The following is an 11,850-nucleotide window of genomic DNA, read 5'->3' on the forward strand; positions in this document are numbered from 1 at the left end:
TTTTGAACATAGTTTTTAACCAAACACAATAATTTTAATCGAAATTGGTTTAAAATTTTGATACAGAACCATAAGTTATTACTTTTACATTTTAAAATCCAATTTATATATGTCACAATCAGTTCTATCCTTAAAAAATGTAACCATTTATCAAGATAAAAATCCGGTTTTAACCGATGTAAATATCGATGTAAAACATGGAGAATTTCTTTATTTAATTGGTAGAACAGGTTCTGGAAAAAGTAGTTTCTTAAAAACGCTTTATGCTGATTTGGCTTTGACAGATGGCGAAGGAAGCATTGTAGATTATGATTTAACAACTTTAAAAGAAAGTGACATCCCTTATTTGAGAAGAAAGTTAGGAGTCGTTTTTCAAGATTTCAAATTACTTTCAGACCGAAGCGTAAAAGAAAACTTATTATTCGTTCTTAAAGCAACTGGCTGGACAGAAAAAGAAGAAATGGATGCTAAAATCGAAGAAGTTTTAGATAAAGTGGGAATGAAAGGTTTTGCTAATAAAATGCCACACCAACTTTCTGGCGGAGAACAGCAACGTGTAGGAATTGCAAGAGCTTTATTAAACGACCCAGAAATCATTTTAGCAGACGAACCAACAGGAAACCTTGACCCACAAACCAGCGTGGAAGTTATGGAAGTTCTAAGAAAAATTAACGCAAACGGAAAAACCATTTTAATGGCGACTCACGATTATGCATTGGTTTTAAAATACCCATCAAAAACGCTTAAATTTGAGGGTGGAAAAATGTTTGAAGTAGTTCAAAGAACGATATAGATGTTATCGGTTTTAGTTCCAATATACAATTATAATGCTTATCCATTAGTTGAAGAACTTCATAAGCAATGTATTGAATTAGGAATTGTCTTTGAAATTTTATGTCAAGACGACGCGTCTAAATCAACTCTTAATATTAATAATGAAAAAATAAATTCACTTTCAAACTGTAATTTTATTTCGCTAGAAAAAAATGTAGCTCATAGACAAAATCGAAACTTATTAGCTAAAAGAGCGAAGTATGAATATCTTCTTTTTTTGGATGGAGACTCAATTGTAATTAATTCTCTTTATATAAAAAATTACATTAATAATCTCAAAGAATATGATGTTATATATGGCGGAAGATTACATCCTGAAAACTATCCTTCAAATCAACAAATTCTCAGATGGAAATATGGGAAATTTATTGAAGATAAACTTGCTAAAGATAGATTAAAAAAGCCATATAAGTGTTTACTATTTAACAATACAATTATTAAAAAAGAATGTTTCAATAAAGTAAAATTTGACACAGAAATTACTCTTTATGGGCATGACGATACTCAACTTTCCTATCAATTAAGTTTAATACCATCTAAAATTCATCATATCGATAATCAAATAAAACATGGTGATATTGATTCAAATGAAGTTTACATTAACAAAACAAAAAACAGTATAAAAAGTTTACTTGTACTTTATGCTTCAAAAAAAATTGATTATAGATATGTTTCGTTATTAAAATTATATGTTTTTTTAAAAACAACAAAGCTTCATTTAATAGCCTTATTATTTTACAAAATATTTAAAAATACAATGACCAAAAATTTAGTTTCTAACAATCCGTCATTAATTGTTTTTAATTTATTCCGAATGAGTTATATGTGTTCATTAAAACAATAATATGCCTTTTCTATCAGTAATCATACCTCTCTACAATAAAGGTTTCATTATTTCAGAAACTTTACAATCGGTATTAGCACAAACTTTTACTGATTATGAAGTGGTACTTATAAATGATGGCTCTACAGATAACGGTTTTGAAATTGTTTCTCAATTTTTAGACGAACGAATCAAATGCTTTCAACAAGAAAACAAAGGTGTCGCAGCTGCTAGAAATTTAGGAATTGCTCAGGCAAAAGGAGAATTTATTGCTTTTTTAGATGCAGATGATTACTGGTATCCCAATCATCTAGAAGAACTAGTAAAATTAATAAATGATTTTCCAAATTGTGGCATGTATTGTAGTCGTTACCAAACTATGATAGCTAAAAATCATATCATAAACAATAGTTTTTCTTACAGTTTCGCAGATGATTATAGAGGAATAGTGTCCGATTTTTTTCAAGCTAGTTTAGTAAATCGAATTGCTACTTCATCTTCTATTATTGTTCCAAAAAATATTATTTTAGAATTCAATGGATTTAATATTGCAATTTCAAACGGAGAGGATTTAGAACTTTGGACAAAAATTGCCATAAAGAACAATGTTGCCATTAACAATGTAATTTCTGCGATTTATCATTTTGAAGCACAAAATTCTTTAGCAAAATTAAAATTTACAAAAAAAGCTTTAATAGATTTAAATCAATTTTCCGAAGAAGAAAAAGAAAACAAAAGTTTAAAAAAGTTTTTAGATATTTATAGATTAGAGTACGCTTTACAATATAGGATTGCTGGTGATATTGAAAATTCCAAAAAAATTTTAAAAAATATTACTTCAAATATTCCTACTAAGACAAAAATTTTACTTTCAACTCCAATTTTTGTTTTGCGTTTGCTACTAAAAACAAAACATCTATTAAAAAAATTTGGTGTTGATTTTACAGTATATCACTAAGATTTGGATTCTAGAAATTCTTTAAATTCTCTGATATAATCCTCTTCGTCAAAAACATCCGAAGCAATTACTAAACAAACAGCACCAGAAGAAAAATTCTTCAATTCACGCCAAATTCCATTCGTTATTAAAAGGCCTTCAAAAGGTTTGTTAAGTGAAATTGTTTTTTGTTGATTCCCATCGTTTAAAATCACATCGAAACTTCCTGAAAGTGCAACTAAAAACTCATATTGTTCTCTATGAGAATGTCCGCCACGTTCAGCTCCACTAGGCACATCATACAAATAATAAACGCGTTTGATATCAAATGGAATTACATCATTTTCAATTACCGAAAGATTCCCTCTTGGGTCTTCAATTTTTGGAATGGAAAGTATTTTACAATTTTGTATGGTTGACATAAGCTTTTTTTCCTTTAAGCGCTTGACTAAATAAGTTATAAACTTGAGTAATTTTAATTTTACTTTGTTTTAAATCAAAAAATAATTTCAAAGCTACCCAAAATAAATACATTTTGCCAAAAATGCGATAAAAAACAGCACTTTGTACAAAATATAATTCTGAAAAAATTGTTTTTTCTCCTGTTGATAAATCAGAGTGAATCAAAATTGTTTTGGGTACAAAGCCTATATTCAAGCCTTTTTTGATGACATCTGAAACAAAAATAGCCTCTTCTCCCATATAAAATTTCGATCCTAAACCAAAATTCTCATCAAATAATACACCTTTAGATTTGATACTATCCTTTTTAAAAACCAATTCAACAGAAGAAGAATTTAATATCTCAAAATTTGAAAGTTTTGATAAAAAACGTTTTGGATATATTTTCGGTAAATTTCCATTTTCATTTTCATATTGAAATCGAAAACCATCATGATTTGGGTTGGAATTGAATGCGTTTAATACAAAATCATCAAAACCAGACTGAAAAACCACATCATCATCAGTCAAAATAATTAAATCTTTAGAAGCCTTTTGCAATGCTAAATTTCTACTTTTAGACAATCCTTTATCAAAGGAATTGATTACTTCAACATTTTCAAAATTAGATTGCAATAACCTATCAGAAGTCGTTTGATTAATTACTAATAGGTTAAGCGTTGAAAAATCAGAAAATACAAACATGGCTTTCAAAAAATCGAAATTAGTTCGATTCATCGTGGCAATTAAAATTTGAATATCCGATTTTTGATACATATTTAGCAATTGTACTATATTTACACAAAGATAAGAATTTAGAAGTCAGAATTTAGAATTTAGAACCATTACATGAAAATACTTTTGTTAGGCGAATATAGTCGTTTGCACAATTCTTTAAAAGAAGGATTGATAGCGCTTGGTCATGAAGTCACAATTGTGGGTTGTGGTGATAAATTCAAGAAATTCTCTGTAGATTATTCAATTTATGCAAGAATTTGTAATGATAATAAAATTGCAAATTTTCTATTCAAAGGAATTCGAAAAGTTATAAATTTAGATTTAGAAAAAATTGAAAAAGCAATTCGTTTATATTTTCTATTACCTAAGTTGAATGATTTTAATCATGTACAAATGATTAATTCTGATGCTTTAGAAACGTATCCAATTTTATCACGTTTTTTATATAAAAAGCTGTTCAAAAAAATCAAAAGTCGAAGTTTATTAATTTGTGGTGATGAAGTTTCTGTCGTGGATTATTGGTTTCAAAACGAACTAAAATATTCGGTTTTAACTCCTTATTTTGACGACAATTCTTTGGAAAAAGATTTTCAATTCCCTTTAAAATATCGAAAAGATAGTTATCGAAAAACCTTTAAATGGTTGAATAAAAACTGTCAAAAACTAATCACATCTGATTTAGATTATGAAATTCCGATGCAAAAAGTGGGTTTTACAACTACGTTTATTCCAAATCCAATAAATACAGATAAAATTATTTTTCAACCTATAGAAAACACAAATAAAATCATCATTTTTCTTGGTATTAATCGATTGAGTTATCTTAAAAAAGGAATTAATTATTTCGAAAAAGCTTTAGAAATCATTCGAGAAAAACATACTGATAAAGTAGAAATAGTTGTAACCGAAAACCTTCCGTACAGCGAATATATTTCCATTTATAACAAAGCGCATATTCTACTAGACCAAGTTTTTGCATACGATCAAGGGTATAATGCATTAGAAGCTATGGCAAAGGGAAAAGTTGTTTTTACTGGCGCTGAAACCGAATTTTTAAATCAATATCAGTTGCAAGAAGATGAAGTTTGTATTAATGCCTTACCCAATGAAAACGAAATTGCAGCAAAGCTTTCCTTTTTAATTGAACATCCTGAAAAAATACTGGAGATTTCTAAAAACGCTCGAAATTTTATCGAAAAAGAGCATGATTACAAAACTATTGCAGAAAAGTATTTAGCTTGCTGGGAAGCTTAATATTCTTTTTCAAAAATAAAAGAACTATAAATATCATAATAAATTCAAACGGAAAACTAAAACGATAATTGGTTCCATAAGTTGCCAAAGCTTGCAAAACAGAAGCCGAAAACACGATGGACGACAATAAAAATTCGAGAACAAATTTTCTACTTTTCAAGAACTGAATCAGTTGAAAACCAAAAACAAATAGAAATCCAGCCTTAATTAAAACAATAAGAGCAGACTGCAAATACCAAACTCCCAAAAATAGTTTATTCGCATACTTAAAATTGAACGCTTCATAATTCCAATTGATTGTTGGTTTCCAAAAATCAAACCAAGATTTGGTGATGACTTGTTTCAAATAAGCAAATGGATTTTCTTTTATTGCTGTTTTAGCAAATTTCCCCAACTCTACTGAAAATTCTGGCAAAGTTAAATTGTACTTGTCATAAGCGCCATCTTCATAAGCATACCAAATCGCCATTGCCACATCTCGATTTTCTCCAATAGATTTTTCGCGATAGGCAACATACGGTTTTGAAATCCAATCGAATTCTTTAGGTGCATCTTCGGCAAAATAAACACAATTTTGCGCTAAATATAATCCTGAAATTCCCGAAGTAGAAAATTGTCCAATATTCACTTTATTTACATAAGACCAACTCCAAAAGGCTAACATTGGAAATAGTAAAATCAAACAACTTTTACGAAAAATAGTTTTAAAATTGGGTTGTTTTAACAATAACCAAATCAAAAGTATAAAAGGAATAAAAATATAAAACGATTTGATTAAAACTAAATAACCTAAAATAAAACTGATTAGAAAATCGAACTTCAAGCTTTGATTTTGAAAAGAAGTTTTGGAAAGTAAATAAACAAAAGCACTCATTAAAAAAAGCACTAAAGTTTCCACTAAAATACAAGTTTCAAAAAAGAAAACATTTAAAAAACAACCAATAAAAAGCGTGAATATTAAGCTATTTCGCTTTGAGAAACCTAAATGATTCAACGTTTTATATTGAAAAACAGAAGTTATAATTCCTAATCCAAATTGAATAAAAATAACCGCATATAAATTAGAATTCACAAAAGAAATCAACAATGGATAACCGGGTGAACGCAATCCATTATAATTTGAAAAATCAAAATTTGAAACTCTTTGCGCTAAGTCGATATATCCTTCAGAATCGGGAAAAATGGTTACTGAAGAATAGAATATCGAAAACAAAATCAATCGAAATATGATTTCGATTGCGATGAGTAGCTTAAGATTTTTTGACATAAATCAATTTTCTAAAAAAATATAAAACTACTAAAAAAGTAATCACATTGGCATAAAAATAAGCCATAACAGCACCTTTAACTGAAAATTGTTTCAATAAAAACAAAACGCCAAAATAAAATAACAGATTAAAAACGAGCTCAATAATTAAATACTTATTTACCATTGCTTTTACTAAAATTTGGTAACCAAATGCTAAGGTCATAATCTTAAATAAATCGCCTAATAACTGCCAAATTAAAAGTGATTTCACCATTTGAAACTTCGATGCTAATACATAATCAATTATCCAATTTTTAGCTACAAATACCGAGAATAAAACCAATATAAATAAAGGAACTAAGGTCTTAAAATAATATCCCAATTCCTTTTTAAACTCATCATCTGTATTTAATGCTGAAAGTTTTGGAAGATAATACATAGATAAACCAGCACTAAAAAACATCATGTAAAATCCTGAAATTCTGTTGACTGCTTCCCAGTTTCCGGCAGCATCAAGTGAAATATCTGTAATTAGTACATTTCGAATTAACAATGATGTCAGAGGAATTACAATAGCACTAACTAATGCCATTAATAAGAACTTTTGAATACTTTTTAAATACGTAAAATCGATATTTTTTAAAGTATTAAAATAGTGAAAAGCTTCATTTTTTCGTAAAAAATATAATGTACAAAGCAATAGTAATACATCTGAAATCACCAAAATTAAAATGGCTCCTTCTAATTGATTTCGTATAGTAAAATAGGTTGTAAAAGCAAAAATAACAATAGAACTTACCAATTGTAATGCAATTAATTTCTTGAAAAATTGTTGAGCATTTAACAACGCAGCCAAAAAAGATTGGAATGTAAAAAAAGGCAATAGCAATCCAAACAAAATTAAAAAGTGTGAATACTGATTGGATTGAAAAATCAATTGACTCCATTGTGAAGCAAAACTGATGATAATTACGGAGCAAACGATGGTTATGATTCCAAAGAAGGAAAGGAATGAAGAAAAAATCTTTTTTCGCTGTTCGGCTTCCTTGTTTTCAATAAACAACTTGATAAAACCTTCTTTAAGACCCACAATGCTTATCGACTTGAAAATACTTGTGAAGTTTCTCAAATTCCCCATAAAAGCCATACCGCTTGGACCTAAATAAACCGACACAATATTAACGGAAATCAGACCTAAAATAAATTGCACAAAAACTGCAATCGCATTAAGCGACAATACTTTTAATAAAATATGTCGTTTAAAAAATGACACTATTTGATTTCTTTTATGATTTGCGCAGGATTTCCAGCAACAATTGCATTTGAAGGAACACTTTTAGTTACAACCGAACCATTTCCGACAACTGAATTCTCACCAATTATTACTCCTTTTAAGACAGTAACATTATCGCCAATAAAAACATTTTTCTCTATTACAATTTCAGCCGATTTTGGTGTTCCAAAAAGTCGATCATCTTTTTCTAATGAATGCCCGTCGTTATCTAAAATGGAACAATTTATCCCAATCAAAACATTATCTTGAATAGTAATTTTAGATAATGCTTCAATAGTACAATGATTATTTATGTAAACATTATTCCCTATGATAATTTCACTTTCTAAACTTCTTGCTTCAAAATAAGAATAATGCGAATAGTAATTAGGCGAATTTACAACTCCAATTTGAACATTTTCACCAAACGAAATCTTTCCTTTTCCATTCAAAAGTAAAGGATGATATAATTTGGGCTGACCCGAAACTTGCTTACACGAAGACAAGCTTTTATATTTTAAAATGCGAAGCTTTACAAAAGCAAATTGTTTCAATTGATGCAAAATTCCCATTTAGTAGTTGTTTAAAGTTGTGATTATGTGCTGAATTTCGGATGCATTTAAACTAGAATTCAATGGAATACTCAACACTTCTTTGTGAATTTTTTCCGTAATTGGAAATGATAATTGATTCCAATTGGCTAACGCTTTTTGTTTGTGTGGCGGAATTGGATAATGAATCATCGTTTCAATTCCGTTTTCTTTTAAATAATTTTGCAAATCCATTCGATTGAAAGTTCGGATGACAAACAAATGAAACACGTGATTTTGAGATAAATCCCAATTTGGCATTACAATCTTATCATTCTTAATTTCCGAAAGATAGCGCTTTGCCATACTTCTACGGAAATCATTTTCCGAATCTAATTGCTTCAATTTGATATTTAGAAAAGCGGCTTGTAATTCGTCTAATCTTGAATTAACTCCTATAATTTCATTCTCATATTTAACTTTAGAACCATAATTTCGCATCGAAAACAAAACATTTGCTAGCTCATCATCATTCGTTGTAATAGCACCTGCATCGCCTAAAGCTCCTAAATTTTTTCCTGGATAAAAACTAAAAGCAGCAGCATTTGACAAATTTCCTGCTTTTTCTTTTTCAGAAAATTGACTTCCATGTGCCTGTGCAGCATCTTCAACAACCAATAAATTATGCTTTTGAGCGATTTCATAAATAGCTTTCATTTCACACAGTTGACCGTATAAATGAACGGGTAAAATAGCTTTAGTTTTTGAAGTAATTTTAGCTTCAATTTCTTCCGGATTAAGATTATAAGTTTCTAATCGAGGTTCTACTAAAACAGGAACCAAATCAGCTTGTAAAATTGCTAGAATACTTGCAATATAAGTGTTTGCCGGAACAATTACTTCATCACCTTTTTGTAACTTTCCAAGGTGGATGTAAGCTTTGAAAATCAAAACCAATGCATCTAAACCGTTACCAACACCAATACAATGTTTCGTTCCGCAGTAAGTGGCGAAATCCTTTTCAAACTGTTTTACTTCATCACCTAAAATATACCAGCCACCTTCTAGAAATTGCTTCATCTTTTTCTGAAAAGCAGTTTCAAAAGGTTGGTTTAATTTTTTTAAATTTAGGAAATGTATCATAGTAAAACGTTTTCTAAAAGTGGATAATTCTTAGTTTCAATCTCATAAAAATTTTGAACAATGGTTCGTGCTCCAAAACCTTCTTTCCAAAACAGCAATCCTTTATTGATATTTTGTCCTTGATTTTCATTTGAAATTCCGAAATCGAAATACTTTTTATTACGAAACGTATACGTTATTAATCTGTTGTGTAAAAAATCTAAACTTCCGGTTGTATTTTTCGATTCATCGGCTGAGATATATTGCGAATGCGCTACAAAATCACTTTCAAAAACAGTAGTTCCTGCTATGATTTTTCCTTCTTTATAGACATTGAATTGTCTGATATTATTTGGAAATTTTGATTTTAACAACATGATTTCTTCAAGCGAATGAACAGGTTTTGCCTGATGCTTTTGTGCTAAATTAGGAATTAATATTTGATTCCAAAACGAAGTAAAATCTTGTTCTTCTCTAAATTCTAATCCAAAATCGGTTCCTCTTTTTATACCTTCTGCCCTACTGTTGCTAAATTCGAAATCGGTTTCTAAATTAATGACTGACAAACTATCTCTACGAATTAATTTTGCATTTAAAATAAAACTCAAATACTCCATTTCATCAGAAGGCGATTCGTGATAAATAGTTGGCAATTGCTTCATTTGAAGAGAAGAAACACCATTTTCATTCAAAAATTTTAATACTGAATGTACTATTTCAATTACTTCTTGAATTCTTGTTTTCTGATTTAAAACCAAACCTCCATAGGTCAATCCTTGATGAGAATACAGCGTATTTTCTACTTTATTTGCAGGTAAAATGGCTTTCAAATGGTTCTTTTCATCAAAAATCAAAAGCGAATAATCTTCAAATCGATCTTGATGATATTCCATAAAATCGCGATGAAACAAGAATGTTGCATTTTTAGCATGGGCTACAAAATTGTTCCATGTAGAATAAAATTCGGCTTTATATATTTGTATGTGATACTTTTTCAAAAAAGTAATTTTTAAAGTGGAAAATTACTAAATTTTTTATGGTATCTGATTTCTTTGGTATGTTTTTTAAAAAAATATAGTAATTTAGAACCAAATTTTCACAAAATCAACATGTTGAAAAAATTATATTGTCTCATTATTATTTGTCAATTTCTTATTCCATCTTGTATTAAAGCACAGGATATTTCCTTGTACACACAAATTAATGGTAGATATGATTTTACATTTATTGGCAACACAATGGGGCCGGATGAAAACGAATTTCAATATCCAACATTTTTATATACCGAATCATCCGCTACATTAAATTTGGCAAGTAATGATCGTATTGAAAGAGCTTATTTATATTGGGCTGGAAGTGGGGCTGGTGATACAAATGTAAAATTAAACGGAATTGATATGTCGCCCGATATCTTGAGTACAGTTGTGGGAACTTCTAGCAATCTTACTTATTTTAGTGCTTTTAAAGATATAACCAGTTTTGTTCAATTAACAGGCAATGGTCTTTACACGCTTTCCGATTTCGATTTAAATGACTTGGTTACCACCTATTACGACAATGCAACACAATTTGCGAGCTGGGCAATTTTAGTAGTTTATGAAAATCCTAATTTAACACTGAATCAATTAAATATTTATCAAGGTTTAGAAGCTTTATCACCGAATCGTCCATTAGGAATAATTGATAATATGACTATTCAATTGGATAATCTTTATTTAATAAGTAATACGGGGGCTAAAATTGGATTTATAGCTTGGGAAGGTGATCGATTAATACAATTTGAAGAAAAATTGAGTTTCTCTGCTAACGGAACGACTAATGTTTTAAGCAATTCTTTAAACCCAAGCTTTAATGCATTTAACGGAACGAATACAGAAACAGGCGCCACAAACTTATACAACATGGATTTAGATGTTTATTCCATTGAAAATTACATTGTTCCAGGAACCACATCTGCATCCGTTTCACTTCAATCAGGTCAAGATTATGTAATGTTAAATACAATTGTTACCAAACTAAATAGTCAATTACCTGATGCTACAATTGTTTTGGAAAATCCAATTTCAATTTGCAATTCAAGAGAAGTTACTGTTGATTATACCGTTTCAAATTTAAATAGCACTGAAGTTTTACAAGCCAATACTCCAATAAGTTTTTATATTGAAAATCAAGTCATAGCTACCACATACACTCAAAATATAATTCCAATTGGAAGTTATGAAAATGGTACTATTACATTAACTATTCCAAACTCTATTCCTTCAAATTTCACATTAATTGCAAATGTTGATGACACTGGAAATGGAACTGGAATTAGACCTGAATTAATTGAAACTAATAACTCATTTCAAATAGAAATTGAATTAACAGTATCACCAACCTTTAATAGTTTAAATCCTTTAACATCATGTAATCTTGGATTAACTAAAGGGCTTTTTAATTTTTCAAGTTATTTTGAAATGGTTAAAACAAATCCTACTCATTTAATTTCTTTTCATGAAACCTATAATGATGCTGTACATAATATAAATCCTATTTTGAACAGTTCAAATTACAATGCAGTTACCACTCCAAAAGAAATTTTTGTTCGTATTGATAACGGTTGTTTCTCTGTTACTTCATTTCAACTTTTAACAGAAAATTGCCCGC

12 protein-coding genes are annotated in these 11,850 nt (G+C 29.1%); 5 read left to right on the plus strand and 7 right to left on the minus strand.

The genetic code is table 11. The features are described from left to right. The first annotated feature begins 109 nt into the window (after nucleotides 1–109). The 3 genes from B4I81_RS09025 to B4I81_RS09035 are packed head-to-tail and all read left to right on the plus strand — an operon-like array spanning nucleotide 110 to nucleotide 2,615. On the plus strand, nucleotides 110–793 hold the full coding sequence (locus tag B4I81_RS09025; protein ID WP_291109840.1) for a cell division ATP-binding protein FtsE: 684 nt from the start codon (nucleotides 110–112) through the stop codon (nucleotides 791–793). After that, complete coding sequence (locus tag B4I81_RS09030; RefSeq protein WP_291109842.1) at nucleotides 794–1,678, plus strand: glycosyltransferase family 2 protein; 885 nt, start codon at nucleotides 794–796, stop codon at nucleotides 1,676–1,678. A 1-nt stretch (nucleotide 1,679) separates the two neighbouring features. Next, nucleotides 1,680–2,615 (plus strand): glycosyltransferase family 2 protein, encoded by a 936-nt coding sequence (locus B4I81_RS09035; protein WP_291109844.1) that lies wholly within the window; start codon nucleotides 1,680–1,682, stop codon nucleotides 2,613–2,615. Here the strand turns inward: B4I81_RS09035 and B4I81_RS09040 are convergent. Then, entirely contained in the window at nucleotides 2,612–3,016 is a 405-nt protein-coding gene (locus B4I81_RS09040; RefSeq protein WP_291109845.1) for a sugar 3,4-ketoisomerase, read from the minus strand. The genes B4I81_RS09035 and B4I81_RS09040 overlap by 4 nt on opposite strands. Further along, nucleotides 2,994–3,812 (minus strand): glycosyltransferase family 2 protein, encoded by an 819-nt coding sequence (locus B4I81_RS09045; RefSeq protein WP_291109846.1) that lies wholly within the window; start codon nucleotides 3,810–3,812, stop codon nucleotides 2,994–2,996. The genes B4I81_RS09040 and B4I81_RS09045 overlap by 23 nt, the downstream gene beginning before the upstream one ends. Before the next feature lie 72 nt (nucleotides 3,813–3,884). On the opposite strand from B4I81_RS09045, the gene B4I81_RS09050 reads away from it, so the two are divergent. Further along, nucleotides 3,885–5,027 carry a glycosyltransferase family protein gene (locus tag B4I81_RS09050; protein ID WP_291109848.1) on the plus strand — a complete coding sequence of 381 codons (1,143 nt, stop codon included), beginning with the start codon at nucleotides 3,885–3,887 and terminating at the stop codon, nucleotides 5,025–5,027. Here B4I81_RS09050 and B4I81_RS09055 read toward each other — a convergent pair. From B4I81_RS09055 to B4I81_RS09075, 5 genes are read right to left on the minus strand one after another with little or no spacing between them, the layout of a single operon-like run. Beyond that, nucleotides 4,990–6,294: a hypothetical protein gene (locus tag B4I81_RS09055; protein ID WP_291109850.1), complete on the minus strand. Its 1,305-nt coding sequence runs from the start codon at nucleotides 6,292–6,294 to the stop codon at nucleotides 4,990–4,992. The genes B4I81_RS09050 and B4I81_RS09055 overlap by 38 nt on opposite strands. Next, complete coding sequence (locus tag B4I81_RS09060) at nucleotides 6,278–7,549, minus strand: O-antigen translocase (protein WP_291109852.1); 1,272 nt, start codon at nucleotides 7,547–7,549, stop codon at nucleotides 6,278–6,280. The genes B4I81_RS09055 and B4I81_RS09060 overlap by 17 nt, the downstream gene beginning before the upstream one ends. After that, nucleotides 7,549–8,121 carry an acyltransferase gene (locus tag B4I81_RS09065; RefSeq protein ID WP_291109855.1) on the minus strand — a complete coding sequence of 191 codons (573 nt, stop codon included), beginning with the start codon at nucleotides 8,119–8,121 and terminating at the stop codon, nucleotides 7,549–7,551. Before B4I81_RS09065 ends, B4I81_RS09060 begins: the two co-directional genes overlap by 1 nt. Continuing rightward, a complete protein-coding gene (locus B4I81_RS09070) occupies nucleotides 8,122–9,222 on the minus strand; it encodes a DegT/DnrJ/EryC1/StrS family aminotransferase (protein WP_291109857.1) in 1,101 nt (366 codons plus the stop codon). Then, the gene (locus tag B4I81_RS09075) at nucleotides 9,219–10,199 is read right to left on the minus strand and encodes a GNAT family N-acetyltransferase (protein ID WP_291109859.1); all 981 of its coding nucleotides are present in this window, start codon (nucleotides 10,197–10,199) and stop codon (nucleotides 9,219–9,221) included. The genes B4I81_RS09070 and B4I81_RS09075 overlap by 4 nt, the downstream gene beginning before the upstream one ends. A gap of 111 nt (nucleotides 10,200–10,310) precedes the next feature. On the opposite strand from B4I81_RS09075, the gene B4I81_RS09080 reads away from it, so the two are divergent. Further along, a partial coding sequence (locus B4I81_RS09080) for a gliding motility-associated C-terminal domain-containing protein (RefSeq protein ID WP_291109862.1) occupies nucleotides 10,311–11,850 on the plus strand: 1,540 nt, incomplete at its 3' end.

The organism is Flavobacterium sp. UBA6195 (assembly GCF_002422095.1).
Classification (GTDB): Bacteria; Bacteroidota; Bacteroidia; order Flavobacteriales; family Flavobacteriaceae; genus Flavobacterium.

Excerpts from the sequence above, each read along its gene's own strand:
- B4I81_RS09025 (WP_291109840.1), top strand. The coding sequence starts at position 110 with ATGTCACAATCAGTTCTATCCTTAAAAAATGTAACCATTTATCAAGAT.
- B4I81_RS09030 (WP_291109842.1), top strand. The coding sequence starts at position 794 with ATGTTATCGGTTTTAGTTCCAATATACAATTATAATGCTTATCCATTA.
- B4I81_RS09035 (WP_291109844.1), top strand. The coding sequence starts at position 1,680 with ATGCCTTTTCTATCAGTAATCATACCTCTCTACAATAAAGGTTTCATT.
- B4I81_RS09040 (WP_291109845.1), bottom strand. The coding sequence starts at position 3,016 with ATGTCAACCATACAAAATTGTAAAATACTTTCCATTCCAAAAATTGAA.
- B4I81_RS09045 (WP_291109846.1), bottom strand. The coding sequence starts at position 3,812 with ATGTATCAAAAATCGGATATTCAAATTTTAATTGCCACGATGAATCGA.
- B4I81_RS09050 (WP_291109848.1), top strand. The coding sequence starts at position 3,885 with ATGAAAATACTTTTGTTAGGCGAATATAGTCGTTTGCACAATTCTTTA.
- B4I81_RS09055 (WP_291109850.1), bottom strand. The coding sequence starts at position 6,294 with ATGTCAAAAAATCTTAAGCTACTCATCGCAATCGAAATCATATTTCGA.
- B4I81_RS09065 (WP_291109855.1), bottom strand. The coding sequence starts at position 8,121 with ATGGGAATTTTGCATCAATTGAAACAATTTGCTTTTGTAAAGCTTCGC.
- B4I81_RS09070 (WP_291109857.1), bottom strand. The coding sequence starts at position 9,222 with ATGATACATTTCCTAAATTTAAAAAAATTAAACCAACCTTTTGAAACT.